Source organism: Pseudarthrobacter sp. AB1, from assembly GCF_014926485.1.
GTDB lineage: Bacteria > Actinomycetota > Actinomycetes > Actinomycetales > Micrococcaceae > Arthrobacter.
Map to the genome: position 1 here is coordinate 183,980 of NZ_PZKO01000055.1, position 20,107 is coordinate 204,086.

General features: G+C 62.9%; 17 protein-coding genes. 13 read left to right on the forward strand and 4 right to left on the reverse strand.

The features are described 5' to 3' along the window. The first annotated feature begins 3 nt into the window (after positions 1–3). Entirely contained in the window at positions 4–1,083 is a 1,080-nt protein-coding gene (locus DAD99_RS14620; RefSeq protein WP_160672795.1) for a 4-hydroxy-3-methylbut-2-enyl diphosphate reductase, read from the forward strand. A 16-nt stretch (positions 1,084–1,099) separates the two neighbouring features. On the opposite strand, the gene DAD99_RS14625 is transcribed toward DAD99_RS14620, so the two are convergent. Then, on the reverse strand, positions 1,100–2,308 hold the full coding sequence (locus DAD99_RS14625) for a DNA recombination protein RmuC (RefSeq protein ID WP_193342098.1): 1,209 nt from the start codon (positions 2,306–2,308) through the stop codon (positions 1,100–1,102). Positions 2,309–2,438: 130 nt separating this feature from the next. Here DAD99_RS14625 and ychF point away from each other — a divergent pair, with 130 nt between their 5' ends. The 6 genes from ychF to DAD99_RS14655 all read left to right on the forward strand — a co-directional run bounded on the left by ychF (position 2,439) and on the right by DAD99_RS14655 (position 10,987). Continuing rightward, positions 2,439–3,524 carry a redox-regulated ATPase YchF gene (ychF, locus tag DAD99_RS14630; RefSeq protein WP_193342099.1) on the forward strand — a complete coding sequence of 362 codons (1,086 nt, stop codon included), beginning with the start codon at positions 2,439–2,441 and terminating at the stop codon, positions 3,522–3,524. A 24-nt stretch (positions 3,525–3,548) separates the two neighbouring features. Continuing rightward, positions 3,549–5,312, forward strand: coding sequence for an ABC transporter family substrate-binding protein (locus DAD99_RS14635; protein ID WP_193342100.1), 1,764 nt, complete (start codon positions 3,549–3,551; stop codon positions 5,310–5,312). Between the two features lie 279 nt (positions 5,313–5,591). Then, the gene (locus DAD99_RS14640; RefSeq protein WP_193342101.1) at positions 5,592–7,277 is read left to right on the forward strand and encodes an ABC transporter substrate-binding protein; all 1,686 of its coding nucleotides are present in this window, start codon (positions 5,592–5,594) and stop codon (positions 7,275–7,277) included. Between the two features lie 125 nt (positions 7,278–7,402). Next, complete coding sequence (locus DAD99_RS14645; protein ID WP_185261119.1) at positions 7,403–8,332, forward strand: ABC transporter permease; 930 nt, start codon at positions 7,403–7,405, stop codon at positions 8,330–8,332. Beyond that, complete coding sequence (locus DAD99_RS14650) at positions 8,322–9,269, forward strand: ABC transporter permease (protein ID WP_185261118.1); 948 nt, start codon at positions 8,322–8,324, stop codon at positions 9,267–9,269. Before DAD99_RS14645 ends, DAD99_RS14650 begins: the two co-directional genes overlap by 11 nt. An 11-nt stretch (positions 9,270–9,280) precedes the next feature. Next, positions 9,281–10,987, forward strand: coding sequence for an ABC transporter ATP-binding protein (locus tag DAD99_RS14655; protein WP_193342102.1), 1,707 nt, complete (start codon positions 9,281–9,283; stop codon positions 10,985–10,987). Positions 10,988–11,084: 97 nt separating this feature from the next. Here the strand turns inward: DAD99_RS14655 and DAD99_RS14660 are convergent, their stop codons facing one another. Continuing rightward, the gene (locus tag DAD99_RS14660; RefSeq protein ID WP_193342103.1) at positions 11,085–11,939 is read right to left on the reverse strand and encodes an SGNH/GDSL hydrolase family protein; all 855 of its coding nucleotides are present in this window, start codon (positions 11,937–11,939) and stop codon (positions 11,085–11,087) included. A gap of 270 nt (positions 11,940–12,209) precedes the next feature. Between DAD99_RS14660 and typA the strand changes: the two genes are divergently transcribed. After that, the gene (gene typA / locus DAD99_RS14665; RefSeq protein ID WP_193342104.1) at positions 12,210–14,138 is read left to right on the forward strand and encodes a translational GTPase TypA; all 1,929 of its coding nucleotides are present in this window, start codon (positions 12,210–12,212) and stop codon (positions 14,136–14,138) included. An 87-nt stretch (positions 14,139–14,225) separates the two neighbouring features. On the opposite strand, the gene DAD99_RS14670 is transcribed toward typA, so the two are convergent. Further along, positions 14,226–14,471 carry a hypothetical protein gene (locus tag DAD99_RS14670; protein WP_309233283.1) on the reverse strand — a complete coding sequence of 82 codons (246 nt, stop codon included), beginning with the start codon at positions 14,469–14,471 and terminating at the stop codon, positions 14,226–14,228. 134 nt (positions 14,472–14,605) lie between these two features. Between DAD99_RS14670 and fdxA the strand changes: the two genes are divergently transcribed. The 3 genes from fdxA (at position 14,606) to DAD99_RS14685 (ending at position 17,607) form a co-directional block, all read left to right on the forward strand. Next, entirely contained in the window at positions 14,606–14,932 is a 327-nt protein-coding gene (gene fdxA / locus DAD99_RS14675; protein WP_056344030.1) for a ferredoxin, read from the forward strand. 13 nt (positions 14,933–14,945) lie between these two features. Beyond that, the gene (gene dapC / locus DAD99_RS14680; RefSeq protein ID WP_193342105.1) at positions 14,946–16,094 is read left to right on the forward strand and encodes a succinyldiaminopimelate transaminase; all 1,149 of its coding nucleotides are present in this window, start codon (positions 14,946–14,948) and stop codon (positions 16,092–16,094) included. 229 nt (positions 16,095–16,323) lie between these two features. Then, a complete protein-coding gene (locus DAD99_RS14685; protein WP_193342106.1) occupies positions 16,324–17,607 on the forward strand; it encodes a citrate synthase in 1,284 nt (427 codons plus the stop codon). 83 nt (positions 17,608–17,690) lie between these two features. Here DAD99_RS14685 and galE read toward each other — a convergent pair whose 3' ends face one another. Then, positions 17,691–18,704, reverse strand: coding sequence for a UDP-glucose 4-epimerase GalE (galE, locus tag DAD99_RS14690; RefSeq protein WP_193342107.1), 1,014 nt, complete (start codon positions 18,702–18,704; stop codon positions 17,691–17,693). 64 nt (positions 18,705–18,768) lie between these two features. Here galE and DAD99_RS14695 point away from each other — a divergent pair, with 64 nt between their 5' ends. After that, positions 18,769–19,380, forward strand: a complete 612-nt coding sequence (locus DAD99_RS14695; protein ID WP_193342254.1) for a TetR/AcrR family transcriptional regulator — start codon at positions 18,769–18,771, stop codon at positions 19,378–19,380. Positions 19,381–19,474: 94 nt separating this feature from the next. Then, positions 19,475–20,086 (forward strand): hypothetical protein, encoded by a 612-nt coding sequence (locus tag DAD99_RS14700; RefSeq protein WP_193342108.1) that lies wholly within the window; start codon positions 19,475–19,477, stop codon positions 20,084–20,086. Positions 20,087–20,107: the final 21 nt, after the last annotated feature.

A 20,107-nucleotide genomic window follows, 5' to 3' on the forward strand; every position in this document is an offset into this window, starting at 1 on the left:
GAAATGACTTCCTCTGCTGTGTCCCTCTCGATGCCAACTGTCCCGCGCAGGCGGCGCTCGCCTGAGGAGGTAGCCGCGGCGGCTCCGGTAACCGGTCCCAAAAAGGTACTCCTGGCCGCGCCCCGCGGTTATTGCGCCGGTGTGGACAGGGCCGTGATCGCCGTCGAGAAGGCCTTGGAACACTACGGGCCGCCGGTTTACGTCCGGAAGCAGATCGTGCACAACGTCCACGTCGTGAGCTCGCTGGAGGCACAGGGCGCAATCTTCGTCGACGAGACTGACGAGGTCCCGGAAGGCGCCCTGGTGATTTTTTCCGCCCACGGGGTATCGCCGGCCGTCGTCCAGTCGGCCGAGGACCGCGGGCTGCGCACCATTGACGCCACCTGCCCGCTGGTTACGAAGGTTCATAAGGAAGCCGTGAGGTTCGCCAAGGACGACTTCGACATCTTGCTGATCGGCCACGACGGTCACGAAGAAGTTGAAGGGACCGCCGGCGAGGCTCCGGAGCACATCCAGATCATTAACGGTCCCCACGAAGTGGACAAGGTAACCGTCAGGGATCCCGAAAAGGTCATCTGGCTGTCCCAGACCACCCTCAGCGTGGACGAGACCATGGAAACGGTCCGCCTGCTGAAGGCGAGGTTCCCTACCTTGCAGGATCCGCCCAGCGACGACATCTGTTACGCCACCACGAACCGTCAAGTGGCCATCAAAAAGATCTCGCCCCAGGCCGACCTGGTCATTGTGGTGGGATCGGCTAACTCCTCCAACTCGGTCCGTCTGGTGGAAGTCGCCCTGGAGTATGGGGCCAAGGCCTCCTACCGGGTGGACTTCGCCAATGAAGTGGACGAAGCGTGGTTTGAAGGCGTGGCAACGGTCGGAGTCACGTCAGGGGCTTCAGTGCCGGAGATCCTGGTCACGGACGTCCTTCGCCTGCTGGCCGACTACGGCTACGGCTCCGTAGAAGAAGTTGTCACGGCCGAAGAGGACCTCCTTTTCTCATTGCCCAAGGAACTCCGCGCAACCCTGAAGGAAGCCGGGGACGTCAGCCGGGCGCTCGGCGGACGCCGCTCCCGCGACTGACCAGTCTCCGGCAACGTCAGGCGGCGGCCTCGTCCTGCTGAAACTCCGGCGCCGCCAGCGTGCGCGGCGTGACCTCGAGTGCCGGCGGGGTGAGCAGCCCTGATTCATCCATGGCATTGAGCTTCCGTGCGGTGGGCAGGATCCGCGCTTCCAGGGTGCCGATCATGGCGTTGTACCGGTCCACTGAAGACTTGAGTGACGAACCTAGCTTGCCCACGTTGTCCCCGAGTGTTCCCATGCGTTCGTACAGCTGACGGGCGAGGTCAAAGAGTTCGCGTGCACTGTCCGTCAGCACATCCTGGCGCCACGTGAAGGCCACCGATTTGAGTACTGCGAGCAGCGTGCTTGGGGAGGCGAGCACCACATTCTTGGAGAGCGCGTGGTCCAACAGCGTCGCGTCGGCCGTCAGGGCGGCAGCCAGGATGGATTCCGCCGGCAGGAAGCAGATCACCAACTCAGGGGAGTTCCCCGGGATGTCCCAATACTTCTTGTTACTTAGCGAGTCCACGTGGGCCCGCAGCGCCTTGGCATGGGCAGCAAGCAGGGATTGCTGGCTGCCGGGGTTCCCGGCCATGCCTGAATCCTGACGCGAACCCAGCTCCTGGGCCTCCAGGTACGAGGACAACGGCACTTTGGCGTCAACCACCAGTTGCTTCTGGCCCGGAAGCTGGACCACGAGGTCGGGGCGGACCGCTGAATCGGTGCCGGCGCTGTGGACCTGCTCCAGGAAATCCACGTGCTTGAGCATGCCCGACGCTTCAACCACTCGGCGCAATTGAACTTCGCCCCACTGCCCACGCGCACTGTTGGAGCGCAGGGCGGACTCGAGGGCGTGCGTGGAGCGGATCAGCTGGGCATCAGAGAGCCTGGCCTCCTGCAGTTGTTGCGCCAGCTGGCCGTACTGTTCAAGGCGGTCGCGTTCCAGCAGGGCCACCTGCTGCTGCACGGCGGTCAGCTTTTCCGCCACCGGCGCCAGCGCGCGGAGCACACTGCCGTCCTGGTGGCGGGACTCGCCCAGCTCCCGGTTCTGTAGGGAAAGGAGGCGGCGCTCCGCATCCGCTGCGGCGAACTGGGCGCTGACCTCGGAAAGCCGCGACGAGACGGCGTCGAAGTCGTCCTCCAGGGCACCACTGTGCCGGCGTAAGGGGAAGTAGGTGGCGGCGGCGCCGGCGACGGCACCCACCAGCAGCATTAACAGGGCAAGAATCACGGCTACAGCATCCATATCCTCACTGTTGCATGACCCTGTGACAATTTACGGAAGCGACATATTCGGCCACCCGTTCCACCAAGGTGTGGCACCGCGGGGGACCGGCTGGGGCCCATGTGTCCGGCAACCGGTAGAATCAATGCTCGTGGCTCTTACTATTGGCATCGTCGGACTGCCCAACGTCGGCAAATCAACTCTTTTCAACGCACTGACCCGGAACCAGGTGCTGGCTGCGAACTATCCGTTCGCTACCATCGAACCTAATGTCGGCGTCGTGAACCTGCCCGATCCCCGGCTCCAGCAGCTGGCTGACATCTTCGGTTCGCAGCGACTCCTTCCCGCTCCGGTGTCCTTTGTGGACATCGCCGGCATCGTGAAGGGCGCGTCTGAGGGCGAAGGCCTGGGCAACAAGTTCCTTGCCAACATCCGTGAGGCCGAGGCCATCGCCCAGGTTGTCCGGGTGTTTGATGATCCCGACGTCATCCACGTCGATGGCAAAGTGGATCCCCGCTCCGACATGGAAACCATCAACACCGAGCTGATCCTGGCTGATCTTCAGACCATTGAAAATGCGATTCCCCGGATCGAAAAAGAAGTCAGGATCAAGAAGCGGGAAGCCGCCGAGCTGGCTGCCATCAAGGCTGCGCAGGCGGTCCTGGAACGCGGCGACACAGTCTTCTCTTCGATCAAGAGCGACAAGCTGGAGATGGAGAACCTCAAGGAGCTCAGCCTCCTGACCGCCAAGCCGTTCATCTACGTCTTCAACTCCGACGAAGGCATCCTGGGCAGCCCGGAGAAGCAGGATGAGCTGCGGGCCATGGTGGCCCCCGCGGACGCCATCTTCCTGGACGCGAAGCTCGAATCCGACCTCGTGGAGCTGGACGAGGAGGAAGCCCGCGAAATGCTGGAAATGAACGGCCAGGACGAGTCCGGCCTCGACCAGCTGGCGCGCGTCGGCTTCCACACCCTGGGCCTCCAGACCTACCTCACGGCCGGTCCGAAGGAAACACGCGCCTGGACCATCCACCAGGGCGACACCGCGCCGCAGGCAGCAGGCGTCATCCACAGCGATTTCCAGCGCGGCTTCATCAAGGCAGAAGTGGTGTCCTTCCATGACCTCATCGAGGCGGGGTCCATGGCTGAAGCGAAGTCCCGTGGCAAGGTACGTATTGAAGGCAAAGAGTACGTGATGGCTGACGGCGATGTGGTGGAGTTCCGCTTCAACGTCTGATTCCGGACAGGCAAAGGAGACGGCATGCCCCTGAGGCATCTGATTCAGGTCATCACCGGGGCCGTCGCTGCGGCGCTGGTTATCTCGGGGTGCTCTGCTTCCGGGGGGGCGCCCCCGGTGGTAGTCGGTGAAACGAACCGTGGCGGCAATGCCACCGTGGCCGAGGCGAATGCCTTTAGCTCCTTCAACCCGTTCAGCGCCGCCGGAAACACGGACATCAACACCAAGATCGGCTACATCACCCATTCCGGGTTCTACTATGTGGATGACACCGAAAAGGTGGTCCGGAACGAGCAATTCGGCCGGATCGAGAAGATCTCCGATAGGCCGCTGAAGGTGAAGTACACCGTCAACGAGGGTGTGAAATGGTCCGACGGCGAAGCCATCGACACCGGCGACCTCCTCCTGTCCTGGGCAGCCGGCTCGGGCTATTTCGACGACGCTGATCCCCGGTTGGGGACGGGCACTACGTACTTTTCGGCCGCGGCTGACAAGAGCGGCTTGGGCGCCACTGCACTCCCGGAGATCGGGAGTGACGGGCGTTCCATCACGCTGGAATACGCCTCCCCGTACGCTGATTGGGAAGTAGCGTTCGACGTCGGGCTCCCCGCCCATGTTGTCGCCGCCAAAAGCGGCCTTAACGACGAAGATGACCTCGTGGACCTGATCAGGGACTCGCCTAGGGGCGTCACCGAACGGCCCGCGGTCAACACCCCGCTGAAGCGGGTCAGCGACTTCTGGAATTCAGGCTTCGACACCAAAAAGCTTCCTGATGATCCTGCCATGTACCTTTCCAGCGGCCCGTACATCGTCCGGGACATCGTTCCGGACGCCTCCATCCGGCTGGTCCGGAACAGGGACTATGTGTGGGGGCCGGAGCCCTATCTGGATGACATCACCGTGCGGTTCACCGGTGCCGCCTCCACAGCCATTGCCGCCCTCAGGAACGGACAGGCGGACATCATCGCCCCGCAGCCTTCTGCCGGTACCGAAAGTCTCTTCGACGGACTGGCGGAGCAGGGCAATACCGTCCAGCGCTTCAGCCAGTCCGGTTACGACCACCTCGATCTCAACTTTTCGGGACCGTTCACGGACAAGGACGTCCGGGAAGCGTTTCTGAAGACCGTTCCGCGGCAGAAGATCGTGGCTGACGTGGTGGGCGGATTTGTCGCCGACGCGAAACCGCTGGACTCACAGGTCTTCCTGCCAGCCCAGCCCAAATATCGGGACGCCGTGAAGGACAACGGTTCGGCCGACTACGCCGACGTGGATATCAAAGGCGCCAGGTCGCAATTGCGGGATGCTGCTCCTACCGTCCGCATCCTGTACAACAAGGACAACCCCAACCGCGTGCGGGCCTTTTCCCTGATCCGCGACTCCGCCCGCTTGGCCGGATTCACGGTTGAAGACGCGGGCCTTGGCAGCTCGGACTGGGCCAAAGCGCTCGGAGGCGGCAGCTACGACGCCGCCATCGTCGGCTTCGTCGGACCCGGGGTTGGCGTGAGTCGCGTCCCGCAGATCTTCAAGACCGGTGGCGGCAGCAACTTCAACGGATTTTCCGACGCCGATGCAGACAAAGCCATGGAGCAGCTGGCTGGCACCACGGACCTGGCGAAGCAGGACGAACTGTTGGCTGACATCGACAAACGCGTCTGGGAAAGCGCCTACGGCCTGCCGCTGTACCAGACCACGGGAACTGTCGCCTTCAGCAGCCGCGTGACGGGTGTCAAGCCCAGCTCCGGCCCTTTGGGCGTCTGGTGGAATGCGTGGGAGTGGCGCCTGAAATAGGACGTCCTTGGGGGCGTGTCGCCGTTGTGGGAGCCCGCCCCGCCCGCGATTCGCAGCCATCCTTACCAGCGAGTAGCATGTGACTTGCGCAACGTTCCGGGTGCCGGCTAGTTATTGGCGGTTAACTGGTTACGGTTTGGCAACGGAGTACCAGTATTTGGACTTTGTGCGGTTAGGCTACTCGTATATGTAGGCCACGTCACAGTGAGAACCTGTGACGGACCTGCCGGGGAGCAAAAGATTTCCCCTAAACATCTCCCACAACTCATAGGAGGCGGAATGCGTTTCACGCGCACTTCCAAAGCACTCGGCATGGTGGCGATCGCCGCTCTTGCCCTGACCGGCTGCGGCGCCGGAGGCGGCAGCAATGACGGTGCCAGCCAGTCGGCCGGTGATCCCAACAAGGTCATCACCGCGTACAGCAACGAACCACAGAACCCGTTGCTTCCGGCAAACACGAACGAAGTTTACGGCGGCCGCGTCGTCGAGCTGCTCTTCGAAGGCCTTCGAAGCTACGACGCCAACGGCAAGCCGGTCAACTCGCTGGCAGAGTCCATTGAGTCGCCTGACGCCCAGAACTGGACCATCAAGGTCAAGCAGGGCCAGAAGTTCACGAACGGCGAAGCGATCACTGCCAAGACGTTCGTTGATTCCTGGAACTTCGCCGCGAACTCCAAGAACCTGCAGAACAACGGATTCTTCTTTGAGTCCATCGCTGGCTATGCAGACGTCTCTGCCGTGACCACCGAAACAGCGGCCGATGGCAAGAAGACCACCACCCCGGCGCCTACCGCCGAAACGATGTCGGGTCTGACAGCTACAGACGATTCGACCCTCACGGTGAAGCTGGCACAGCCGGAAGCTGACTGGTCGCTCCGCCTTGGCTACTCAGCATTCTTCCCGCTGCCGTCCGCAGCGTTGGCGGATCCGAAGGCCTTCGGCGAAAACCCGGTAGGCAACGGTCCGTACAAGTTCGAAAAGACCGGCTCCTGGGTACACGACCAGTCGATCTCGCTCGTCAAGAACGCCGACTACAGTGGTCCCCGCGAAGCGAAGAACGGCGGAGTGACCTTCAAGTTCTACACCGATCCGGGCCCCGCATACACGGACCTTCAGGGTAATAATCTGGACGTCACCGACGTACTGCCGTCCAACGCACTGAAGACATACGTCTCGGACTTCCAGGACCGCAACGCCACCAAGGCTGTGGCCACCAACTCCACCCTGAACATCCCGGGCTACAACCCGAACTTCCAGGGAGAAGCCGGCAAGCTGCGCCGTCAGGCTCTGTCCTACGCCATCAACCGCGAAGAGATCGCCAAGGTAGTCTTCAACGGCACCCGCACCCCGGCCAAGGCCTTCGCCCCGCCGGTCATCGACGGATTCAAGGCAGACCTCAAGGGCAGCGAAGTCCTCACTTTCGACGCTGCCAAGGCCAAGGACTTGTGGGCCCAGGCTGACAAGATCCAGCCGTACGACGGATCCAAGCCGCTGCAGATTGCCTCCAACACTGATGGTGGCAACAAGGAATGGATTGACGCCGTAGCCAATGGCTTCAAGAACAACCTCGGCATCCAGGCCGAAATCCAGCCCTTCGCCAAGTTCGCTGAAGTACTGAACCTGCGCAAGTCCCAGTCCCTCCCGGGCCTGAGCCGCGCCGGCTGGCAGGGCGACTACCCGTCGCTCTACAACTTCCTCGGACCGGTCTGGGCAACGGGCGCATCCTCCAACTACGAGAAGTACTCGAACCCCGAGTTCGACAAGCTGCTCCAGGAAGGACTTGCCGCCAAGACCACCGATGCGGCCAACGACAAGTTCAACCAGGCCCAGGAGATCCTCTTCGAGGACCTGCCCGGATTGCCGCTCTGGGACCAGGCAAAGCCGATTGTGTGGAGCGAAAACGTTTTGAAGGCCGAAACTGGCTGGAATGGCGGAATCCTCTACTACAACATCACGGCCAAGTAGTCTCCAGGATCTAACTTGCCGCCAGGCGAATGGGGGTCCGGCACAAAGCCGGGCCCCCATTGTCCTGCACGGCAGGAAGGCACAAATGAAACACCTTTCTTCGCATCCGGAAGGCTGGTGATCCGGTGGTCCGCTTTATTCTGAGACGCCTCCTACAAGTGATCCCTGTCTTCATAGGCACCACGCTTTTGGTTTACTACATGGTCTTCGCCCTTCCCGGCGATCCCATTGCGGCGCTCTTCGGAGACCGCCAGCCCCCGCAGGCAGTCATCGATACCCTGCGAAGCCAGTACCACCTGGACGAACCATTCTGGGTCCAGTACGGACTCTTCCTGCAGAACCTCTTCACGTTCAACCTCGGCAACGACTTCACCGGCCAGCCCATCGCGGCAAGCTTGGCGCGGGTCTTCCCCGTGACGGCAATGCTTGCGGTGGAAGCGCTGGCCATCCAGGCAATCTTCGGAGTGGCCTTCGGCGTCTTCGCAGGTCTCCGCCGCGGAGGCTGGTTTGACTCCACCGTCCTGGTAGTTTCGCTGGTTGTCATCGCTGTCCCAACCTTTGTTCTGGGTTTTGTCTTTCAACTCGTCTTTGGCGTGCAACTCGGGTGGGCGAAACCCACCGTCGGCGCCAATGCCGACTGGGGCAGCCTGCTGCTTCCGGCAGTGGTCCTGGGCCTCGTGTCGTTCGCCTATGTTCTCCGCCTGACCCGCGCCTCGGTCAGCGAAAACATGAACGCCGATTACGTGCGGACTGCTACCGCCAAAGGCCTGTCACGGCCACGGGTGGTCATCGCACACATCCTGCGTAACTCGTTGATTCCGGTGGTGACCTATCTTGGCGCCAACCTCGGCGGTCTTATGGGCGGTGCGATCGTGACGGAGGGCATCTTCAACGTCCCCGGCGTCGGCAACAAGCTCTACCAGGCCGTCCTGCGCAGCGAGGGCCCCACCATCGTCGCCATTGTCAGCGTTCTTGTGTTGGTCTTCGTGGTGGCCAACCTGCTCGTTGATCTCCTATATGCCTGGCTTGACCCGAGGATCCGTTATGACCAGTAATAACAGCCACTTTGTGGCGCCCATCGACGAAACTCCGTTGCTGGCAACCGACACCGTCAAGACCGACCAGGCACCGCTGAGTCTGTGGTCGGACGCTTGGCGCAAGCTCCGCCGTCGGCCGCTGTTCATTATTTCGGCGCTGCTGATCCTGGCACTTGCCGTGGTGGCACTTTTCCCGGGCCTTTTCTCCTCCGTCGCTCCGAACGACGGGTGCTTACTGTCCAATTCGGAAGGCGGCCCCTCTGCCGGGCATCCGTTTGGCTTCACGTTCCAGGGCTGCGACATCTACTCCCGGGTCATCCATGGAACCCAGGCTTCGCTTTCAGTAGGTCTGCTCTCCGTGCTCTGCGTCCTGGTTATTGGTGTGACCGTTGGTGCCCTTGCCGGCTACTACGGTGGCTGGGTCGATGCCGTGCTTGCCCGCCTGGGCGATATTTTCTTCGCTTTGCCGCTGATCCTCGGCGCACTGGTGATCACGCAGTTGCCTTTCTTCCGCGAAAACAGGGGCGTTTGGAGCGTCGTGTTTGTGATTTCGTTGCTGGCCTGGCCGCAGATGGCACGTATCACCCGCGGTGCGGTCATTGAAGTGCGCAATGCCGACTTTGTGACGGCTGCCCGTTCACTGGGCGTTTCAAAGTTTGGTGCCTTGGTCCGCCACGTTCTGCCTAACGCCCTGGCACCGATTATCGTCCTTGCCACCCTCGAACTGGGCGTCTTCATCGTGGCCGAGGCAACGCTGTCCTTCCTGGGCATTGGCCTGCCCCAGAGCATCATGTCCTGGGGTAACGACATTGGAGCCGCTGCACAGTCCTCTGTTCGGACCCAACCGGAGATCCTTCTGTACCCGGCTGCGGCCCTGTCCATCACGGTATTGAGCTTCATTATGCTCGGCGATGCTGTCCGTGACGCCCTCGATCCGAAGAGCCGCCAGCGATGAGAAAGGAAGAGATGATTACTCCAGAAATCCACATCGATGAGGCCGGGTCGGCGGGAGTGAAGCCACTGCTGGAAATTCGCGACCTGGCAATCACCTTCACCACCGGCAGCGGTGAAGTCCAGGCCGTGCGCAATGCGCATCTGACCATCATGCCCGGAGAAACCGTGGCGATCGTGGGGGAGTCTGGCTCAGGCAAGTCGACGACGGCACTCGCTGCCATCGGCCTGTTGCCCAACAACGGCCGCGTTTCCGCCGGCCAGATCCTGCTCCACGGCGAGGACATCGCCCACGCCACGGAGCAACGGATGATCGAACTGCGGGGCAATACGATCGGTATGGTCCCGCAAGACCCCATGTCCAACCTGAACCCGGTCTGGAAGATCGGCTACCAGGTCAAGGAGACTCTCCGCGCCAACGGCAGGCCCAGCGGCCCGGATGATGTCGCCCAGGTACTGTCCGAGGCAGGACTGCCGGATGCCCACCGGCGCGCCAAGCAGTACCCGCATGAGTTTTCCGGCGGTATGCGCCAGCGTGCCCTCATTGCCATCGGGTTGTCCTGCCAGCCGCGCCTGCTGATTGCGGATGAGCCGACGTCGGCATTGGATGTCACGGTCCAGCGGCAGATTCTGGATCACCTGGACACCATGACCGCCGACCTGGGTACAGCAGTCCTGCTGATCACCCATGATCTGGGGCTGGCCGCAGAACGGGCCGACAAGGTTGTGGTGATGTACCGGGGGCAGGTGGTGGAAGCCGGACCTTCGCTGGCATTGCTCCAGAACCCGCAGCACCCGTACACCAAGCGGCTGGTTGAATCTGCGCCGTCACTGGCGAGCCGAAGGATCCAGGTCGCCAGGGAGCAGGGTCTCGAAGCGTCAGACCTGCTGGCTCCAGCTGCGGAGGCAACTGCCGCAGATAACGTCCTGCAGATCCAGGACCTGCGCAAGGTCTACAAGCTCCGCCAGGGCTTGGGGAAAACGACGGATTTCGCGGCCGTTGACGGGGTGAGCTTCGATGTTAAGAGGGGTACCACCACGGCTATCGTGGGGGAGTCGGGTTCGGGCAAATCCACCGTCGCAAAGATGGTGCTGCAGCTCGAAAGGCCTACCGAGGGAAAGATCCTGTTCGACGGCGTCGACACCTCGCTGCTGAAATCGTCGGAACTCTTCAAATTCAGGCGGCGCGTGCAGCCCATCTTCCAGGATCCATACGGCTCGTTGGACCCGATGTACAACATCTTCCGCACCATCGAGGAGCCGTTGCGCGTTCACAAGATTGGTGACGCGGCCAGCCGAGAGAAGAAGGTCCGGGAACTGCTGGACCAGGTGGCACTGCCGCAGTCCGCCATGCAGCGGTACCCGAACGAGCTCTCCGGCGGGCAGCGGCAGCGTGTTGCCATTGCCCGTGCCCTGGCGCTGGATCCAGAGGTGATCATCTGCGACGAGGCCGTATCCGCGCTGGACGTCCTGGTCCAGGCGCAGGTACTTAACCTGCTCGCGGACCTGCAGGCCAACCTCGGACTGACCTATCTCTTTATCACCCATGACCTGGCAGTAGTGCGGCAGATCGCCGACCACGTCTGTGTCATGGAAAGGGGCAAGCTGGTGGAGACCGGTTCCACGGACGATGTCTTCGAGTCCCCTCAGCAGGAGTACACGAAGGCACTGCTCAACGCCATTCCCGGTGCGAAGCTCATGCTTCCGCCCGAAGTGGCCTGATCCGGCCGCAGTATCCCGAGTTAAAAAGATGGAGCCGGTGCCTCAGGGCACCGGCTCCGTCGCTTTTGAGATTCCGCTCAGTCCGCTCAGGGAATGTTCAGTCCGCAGGAGTGAGCGCGGAAGCTGTCGCCGGGACTGTGCCGTCCAGCGCCGGGCCTTCGAGCCCCAGCTGCCGAAGCCTGGTTTCAAGCAGGCCGCCCAGTGACCGGCGGCCTGCGGCATCCATGTGGACGGCATCTGCCAGGTTTTTCGTGAGGCTGTATTTCGACAGCCAGTCGCCCACGCCCACAAACGGAAGGCCGTGCCGGGCCGCCACAGTACCGAGAAGCGCATCCACCTGGGTCCTGCGCCCGCCGCCGTAGTTGGCGCCGCGGGCCAGGGTGCCGATCATGGCCATCCTGGCGCCTGGATAGCGGTCCTTCAGTGCAGCGATCAGACGGTCGGCGTTGGCCACAATCTGGGCATCGGTGGCGCCGCGCGCGGCGTCGTTGCCGCCGCCCTGGATGACGATCAGGGCGGGCGTCCCGTAGGGCAGCTTCCAGTCGCCGCGCTGCAAGGCGTCGATGTAGTTGCCGGTCTTGCCGTTGGACGCCACGAATCCCGTCCCGCCGAGCCCGCAGAAATGGACCTTGTAACCAACGGCGGCGAGGCCAAGCCGCGGCCACCCGTCAGTAGGTTCGGATTGGGAGTCGCCGATCAGGAGGGCAGTGTGCCGCATGTCCGGCACCACCACTTCGTCACGTCCGCTGGCCGGGTTGCTGTATACAGAGCCGGCAGGCAAACCGATCGGATCCCCGCGGCCGGCCTGGTAAGCCCCGGCCGCGGCCGCCTGAACCGGGGACGGCGCGCCGGAATCCGTTGTGGCTGCTGGGGCCTGTCCGTAGCCGCCCAGGAGCGCGGTTACCGCGATTCCAGATGCGACAAAGCGGGTCAGAGCCGAGGCTTTTCGCATCAGGGGTTCTCCGGGCTTGCTGTGGCTATCACAGCAATGATGTGGCATCAAGTCATAAATATCCAGTGAGCTTGATCACTCTTTGAGGCGTGGCGCGCCGAAATTGCTTACCGGACAAACTGGGCCGATCCGAAATTTTTAGGCCAACAATAGGCTCAGCGTTTAGAATGAGGGAAGGAGCCCTGTGTTATTGGGCTAATCCGTCGTGCGTTCCGGTTGGAAATGTCGCGATACAACAGCTGACTTCACCACTGAATCGAGCAATCACGCATGTCTGAAACCACCACCAACACTGCGGTAGCCACTGCATCACGCAGTGACCTCCGCAACGTCGCGATCGTGGCCCACGTTGACCACGGCAAGACCACTCTGGTCGACGCCATGCTCAAGCAGACCAACTCCTTTGCCGAACACAACCACCTCGAAGACCGTGTGATGGACTCCGGTGACCTGGAACGCGAAAAGGGCATCACCATCCTGGCCAAGAACACCACCGTGGCCTACAACGGACCGTCTTCCAACGGTGAAACCATCACCATTAACGTCATCGACACCCCCGGCCACGCCGACTTCGGCGGCGAAGTAGAGCGCGGCCTCTCCATGGTGGACGGCGTTGTGCTCCTCGTTGACGCATCCGAGGGCCCGCTGCCCCAGACCCGCTTCGTGCTGCGCAAGGCCCTGGCCGCGCACCTGCCGGTCATTCTCCTCGTCAACAAGACGGACCGCCCCGACGCCCGGATCGAGGAAGTTGTCCACGAGTCGATGGACCTCCTCCTGGGCCTCGCCTCGGACCTCGCCGACGAAGTTCCGGACCTGGACCTGGACAAGATCCTTGAAGTTCCGGTTGTCTACGCAGCAGCGAGGGTGGGCCGCGCCTCCCTGGACCAGCCCGCCGACGGCTCCGCTCCGGACAACGAGGACCTTGAGCCGCTGTTCAAGACCATCATCGAGCACATCCCGGCCCCGACGTACAACCCGAACGGTGTCCTCCAGGCACACGTGACCAACCTGGACGCCTCCCCGTTCCTGGGCCGTCTCGCGTTGCTGCGCATCTACAACGGCACCCTGCGCAAGGGCCAGACCGTTGCCTGGGCCCGCGCCAACGGAGAGCTCAAGAACGTCAAGATCACCGAACTGCTGGCCACCAAGGCACTGGACCGTGTTCCCACCGAGTCTGCAGGTCCGGGCGAAATCGTCGCCGTTGCCGGTATCGAGGAAATCACCATTGGTGAGACCCTGACCGACGTCGACAACCCGCAGCCGCTGCCGCTGATCACCGTGGACGATCCCGCGATCTCCATGACTATCGGTATCAACACCTCGCCGCTGGCCGGCCGGGTCAAGGGCGCCAAGGTCACGGCCCGCCAGGTTAAGGACCGCCTGGACAAGGAACTGATCGGTAACGTCTCCATCAAGGTTCTGCCCACCGAGCGTCCCGACGCCTGGGAAGTCCAGGGCCGTGGCGAGCTGGCGCTGGCCATCCTGGTTGAGCAGATGCGACGTGAAGGCTTCGAACTGACTGTCGGCAAGCCGCAGGTTGTCACCCGCACCGTCGACGGCAAGATCCACGAGCCGATGGAACACATGACCATCGACGTGCCGGAAGAGTACCTCGGCGCCGTCACCCAGCTGATGGCAGCCCGCAAGGGCCGCATGACCAACATGGCCAACCACGGCACCGGCTGGTGCCGCATGGAGTTCATCGTTCCGGCCCGTGGCCTGATCGGCTTCCGCACCAAGTTCCTCACCGACACCCGCGGTGCCGGCATTGCTTCCTCCATCGCCGAGGGCTACGAGCCGTGGGCCGGCCCCATCGAGTACCGCACCAACGGTTCGATCGTGGCTGACCGCTCTGGCGTGGTCACCCCGTTCGCGATGATCAAGCTCCAGGAACGCATGTCATTCTTCGTGCAGCCCACCTTCGAGGTCTACGAAGGCATGATCGTTGGCGAGAACTCCCGCGCCGATGACATGGACGTGAACATCACCAGGGAAAAGCAGCTCACCAACATGCGTGCAGCGTCCTCGGACACCTTCGAGAACATGACGCCGCCGCGCAACTTGACTCTGGAAGAATCCTTGGAATTCGCCCGTGAAGACGAGTGCGTCGAGGTCACCCCGGAGTCCATCCGTATCCGGAAGCTCATCCTGGACGCCAGCGAACGCGCCAAGTCCACCCGGGCACGCGCCAAGGCCTAGTCCTGAATAGCACGTCACTGAAGCTGCCGGTACGGCAGGCGGGAACCCCGCCGTCGTGCCGGCAGTTTCTTTTGTGTCAGGGGAGTGTCAGTTGCGGACGCGGGCTGGGCGGCGCTCGGGCGCCGGCGGCACTTCCTTGGCCGCCACCACGAGGTCCAGGGGGATCACGATGTCGGCCTTCCGCGTGCGGACTGTGCAGCCGCCGTCGTCAGTGGCCACCAGGTGCCCCAGGGAGTCGGTCAGGCCGCCGTCGATCCGGTAACGGACGACAACCCGGGTTCCGGGCGGGGCGCTGGCCAGAAATTCTCGGGGCGTAGGCTGGGCGGGACTCACCAGTTCATACTAAGGCGGCCCGCTAGGTTCGCGTGGATGGGCTGGGAGATAATAAGCTCAGAAGTCAATTGTCCGGCCGGTGCCGGATTCAAGTGCCGGCCATTGCCGGGAAATATCGTGGAGAGGCAAGGGACGTGACGTACGTAATCGCGCAGCCGTGTGTAGATGTCAAGGACAAGGCATGTATTGAGGAGTGCCCCGTTGACTGCATCTATGAGGGTGAGCGTTCCTTGTACATCCACCCCGACGAGTGTGTCGACTGTGGTGCCTGTGAACCGGTCTGCCCCGTGGAGGCAATCTATTACGAGGATGACACTCCTGAAGAGTGGGCTGACTACTACAAGGCCAACGTCGAATTCTTCGATGACCTGGGCTCGCCCGGTGGCGCCGCGAAGGTGGGCAACACGGGCAAGGACCACCCGATGATCGCCGCCCTGCCGCTGCAGAACCAAGACCACTGAGCCGGGCAGCGCGTTGACGGCAGCCGTGAACAGCTTTGGCCTGAGCCTGCCCGACTACCCGTGGGAGGCCATGGCTCCGTACCTGGCCAAGGCAGCTGAGCACCCCGGCGGGGCCGTAAACCTGTCGATCGGCACGCCCGTAGACCCTACTCCCGCACTGATCCAGACTGCCCTCAAGGCCGCCGCGGACGCGCCGGGATACCCCACCGTTCACGGCACCGTTCCATTGCGGGAAGCCATTGCGGCATGGTTCGAGCGCCGCCGCGGCGTCCCCGGTCTGGCCCCTAAGAACGTCATGCCCACCGTGGGCTCCAAGGAACTGGTGGCGTGGCTGCCGCTCCTGCTCGGGCTGAAACCGGGCGACGTCGTCGTCCGTCCCAAGGTTGCTTACCCCACCTATGACATCGGGGCTACGTTCGCCGGCGTTACTTCTGTGGCTACCGACAACCTCGACGAGTTGGACCAGAGCACACGCTCCCGCGTGCGGCTGATCTGGGTGAACTCTCCGGGCAACCCCACCGGAAGCGTAAGGGGTGTTGAGTCACTCCAAGCCATTGTGGCGCACGCCCGCGACCTGGGCGCCGTGGTGGCGTCGGACGAGTGCTACGCCGAGCTCGGGTGGGGCGCCTGGGACGCACAGCGAGGCGGCGAGCCAGTTCCCAGCATCCTGGATCATCGCGTTTCCGGCGGGTCCCACGAGGGACTCCTGGCTGTGTACTCGTTGAGCAAGCAGTCCAACGTGGCAGGCTACCGCGCCGCGTTCGTGGCCGGTGACCCGGCCATCATGGCTAACCTCGTCAACAGCCGCAAGCATGCGGGCATGATCGTCCCCTACCCGGTGCAGGAAGCAATGCGGGTTGCGCTGGGCGATGACATCCATGTCCAGGCCCAGAAAAACCTGTACCGCGGACGCCGGGAGCGACTGGTGCCGGCGCTGCAGGGCTTCGGGCTGGAGATCAAGGATTCCGACGCCGGACTGTACCTTTGGTCCACCGCCGGAGAGAGCACCTGGGACACGGTGGCGCGGCTGGCTGAGCGGGGCATCGTGGTGGGTCCGGGCGTATTTTACGGCGAGGCCGGCAACGGGTTTGTGCGTGTCGCCCTGACGGGCACGGATGAGCGGATTGACGCGGCCGTGGCCAGACTGGCCACGACGCCGTAACAATCATGTGACTCGCGCCACAAAGACGGCATTTTGCGGGGGTTTCCCGCGCCTCCGATTAGTGACACCCGCAATCGGGCGGTACTTTTTAAGTGACTATCAATGGTGGCTTTCTACAAGAAGGCAGCCCGGGTGTTGGATTCCTGGAAGAACAGGGTCAGTGCCACGGCTCACCGGATGTTGGATCAAGCTTTCGACAGAGGCCCACGCGCCTCATGAAGGGGACTCCATGACTGAGACCAACAGCGCAACCCTGCACCATGCAGGAGGCGAGCTCAAGCTCCCGCGCATCCAGGTTGTTGAAGGAAACGAAGGTTACGACGTTTCCAAGCTGCTCAAGCAGACGGGCGCAGTCACCTTTGACCCCGGCTTCATGAACACCGCAGCAACCACGTCCGCAATTACCTACATCGACGGCGATGCCGGCATCCTGCGTTACCGCGGGTACCCCATCGAACAGCTGGCGCAGCACTCCAGCTTCCTCGAAGTGTCTTACCTGCTGATCTACGGCAACCTGCCCAGCCCCACGGAACTGGAAGCCTTCGACCAGCGGATCCGTCACCACACGCTGCTGCACGAAGAGCTCAAGGGCTTCTTCAGCGGCTTCCCCCGTGATGCTCACCCGATGCCTGTGCTCTCTTCGGCTGTGTCGGCGCTGTCCACGTTCTACCAGGACTCGCTGGATCCGTTCAACGCTGAGCAGGTAGAGGTCTCTACGTACCGGCTGCTGGCCAAGATGCCGGTCATCGCCGCCTACGCTCTCAAGAAGAGCATCGGCCAGCCCATGCTGTACCCCGACAACTCCCACAACCTCGTGGAGAACTTCCTCCGCCTCAGCTTCGGCCTTCCCGCCGAGCAGTACGAAGTGGACCCGGTCATCGCCAAGGCGCTGGACCTTCTCCTGATCCTGCACGCCGACCACGAGCAGAACTGTTCGACGTCCACGGTGCGCCTGGTGGGCTCCTCCAACGCCAACCTCTTCGCGTCGGTGTCGGCCGGCATCAACGCCCTGTTCGGTCCCGCCCACGGCGGCGCCAACGAAGCAGTGCTGAAGATGCTCCGCCAGATCCAGGCCGACGGCACCAAGCCGGAGGATTACATGGAGAAGATCAAGAACAAGGAAGACGGCGTCCGCCTTATGGGCTTCGGACACCGCGTCTACAAGAATTACGATCCGCGCGCCAAGATCGTCAAGGCCACGGCCCACGAAATCCTCACCAAGCTCGGCGGCAACGACGAACTGCTCGAGATCGCCATGCGTCTGGAAGACAAGGCGCTGAACGATGACTACTTCATCCAGCGCAAGCTCTACCCGAACGTGGACTTCTACACCGGCCTGATCTACAAGGCGATGGGCTTCCCGGAGAAGATGTTCACCGTCCTGTTCGCGATCGGCCGCCTGCCGGGCTGGATCGCCCAGTGGCGTGAAATGATCAGCGACCCGAACACCAAGATCGGCCGCCCGCGCCAGCTGTACATCGGCGAGCCCGAGCGCGACTACCCGGCCCGCTAAGAACTCCGCTACAGAACAACGCGGGGTCACTTACGGCCCATCCCGAGCTTCGGGACGGGCCGTAAGTGACCCCGCGTTGCTGTTTAAGCCGAGTAGCCGAGGGGGTTGTTCTTCTGCCAGCGCCAGTGGTCCTCGCACATCTGGTCCACGGTCTTGGTGGTGGACCAGCTCAGGTCGGCCAGGGCGGAGGTTGCATCCGCCCAGAAGGCCGGGAGGTCGCCCGCACGGCGTCCGGTGACCTCGTAGGGGATGGGCTGGCCCACCGCCTTCTCGAAGGACCGAAGGACCTCCAGGACCGAGGAACCCTTTCCGGAGCCCAGGTTCCAGCGGTAGACGCCTGGGCGGTCCGCAACGTGGTTGAGCGCGGCCACGTGGCCTTCGGCGAGATCGACGACGTGGATGTAGTCCCGTAGGCAGGTGCCGTCAGGGGTGTCGTAGTCGCCGCCGAAGACCATGAGCTTGTCGCGGCGTCCCACGGCCACCTGGGCTATGAAGGGCACCAGGTTGTTGGGGATGCCCTGGGGATCCTCGCCGATGCGGCCCGACGGGTGTGCGCCCACCGGGTTGAAGTAGCGCAGCAGGGCTATGTGCCAGCGGCTGTCAGCGGCGCCCAGGTCGGCGAGGATGTCCTCGATCTGCTCCTTGGTGCGGCCGTACGGGTTGTTGGCGCCGATCTCCATCTTTTCCACGTAGGGGACGGGATTGTGCTCCCCGTATACGGTGGCGGATGAACTGAAGACGATGGAGCGGACATCGTGGCGGTCCATGACCCGGATCAGGTTCAGCGTGCCCACGAGGTTGTTGTAGTAGTACTTGAGCGGTTCGCGGACCGACTCGCCCACGGCCTTAAGCCCGGCAAAGTGGATCACGGCGTCGATCGCGTGGGCGGCAAAGACGCCTTCAACGGCGGCTTCGTCCACCAGGTCCACGTTGTGGAATTCCGCGGTCTTGCCGCTGAGTTCGGCAACCCGGCGCAGGGACTCCTGGCTGGAGTTCACGAGGTTATCGATCACCACCACGTCATGGCCGGCTTCCTGCAGGGACAAGACTGTGTGCGAACCGATGTACCCGGTGCCACCTGTGACCAGAATTTTCATGCCCCTACGCTATCCCAATTCCGGCGATGAGTGGATTTCAGCACAGGTGTGCTAAATAATAATGGTGCCTAAACTTGTTGATGCCGAAGCCCGGCGCGCAGAAATCGTTCAAGCGGTCTTCAGGATCATCGCCGTCGACGGCCTCGAGCGTGCGTCTCTGCGGGAGGTGGCCGACGAAGCCGGCCTCGCCGTGGGCTCTGTCCGGCACTACTTTGCCGGCAGCGAAGAACTGCTCAGCCATTCCTTTGCCGCGGTGGTGGACCGGATCATGGTCCGCCTCACGGCGGCATTGCCGGCGATGGCCGCCAGCGTACCCGGGACCGGCCCGCATCGTGAAGCGGTTTTAACCCTGCTGGGCGAATTCCTGCCGCTCGACGAGGAACGGGCCGTGGACGCCTGTGTATGGATGGCCTTCAAAAACGCCGCCAGGATCCGTCCCTTCCTCGCGGCTGAGGCCGACCGGAGTCACCGGGAGGTGGCGGCCGTCGTCGGGCAGGTCATCACGGCCCTTGTGCCGTACGACGGCGACGGGCAGCAATCGCTGGCGGTAGAGGCAGAGAGGCTGCTGGCTACGCTGGACGGGCTGTGCATGCATGCCCTCCTGCAGCCCGCCTGGATGACGGCACAGATGTGCCATGATGTCCTGGACCGACACCTCAGGAGCCTGGCCGCCTGACATTACCGTCCGGTGGCATGGGGAATAGACTGGGAGCCGGGGAAGCAGAACCGGCTGGTCAGGCCGGTGCAGGCACGCCACAGGAGGAGTAGGGATGCATCACACAGGTGGTTCCGGCTGGCAGATCACCACGGATACGTCCGGGCCTCTGATGATCGCGCTCTTTGTCCGGGACGCGGCAGGGCTCGACGGCGCCGGCCACCCGGCGTTGTCACATGCCGCGCCGAAGATCCGCCATGCAGACCACTCGCACCTCACGGCCGACGTCGGCGGGCAGAGTGCGCTCAAAACCGAATGGGAAGCCTGGTGGGAGCAGTTGCTGAAGGCACACCCCCAGACCTCGCCGGAGCTGTCCCCTCCGGATTTTTCGGAATTCGGAAATTCCCCGGCCCTCCAGCGTGTCCTGCAGGCGCATTTCGGGTCAGCACTGACCTGGGCGCGGGAGCGCCGCAGCGAGTACTTCAGGCTGGAAGCCGAACGGGTGGCCAGCGGTTCGGACCAGCTATTGGGCGACATGGTGGATGACCGCCTGCTGGAGGTGGGCCGGGGTTCGCGGGACTTCACCCTCACCATTATCGAACTTCCGCTGAACGAACAGCGGGCGTGGTACCTGGAGCCGGACAAGATCATCATGAGCCATAACCTGATGTCCGCGCCGGCGCTCTTCCGCAGCTACGTCCAGCCCGTCGTGGACATCCTGGTCTGAGGTGCCGCGGACACCACGCGG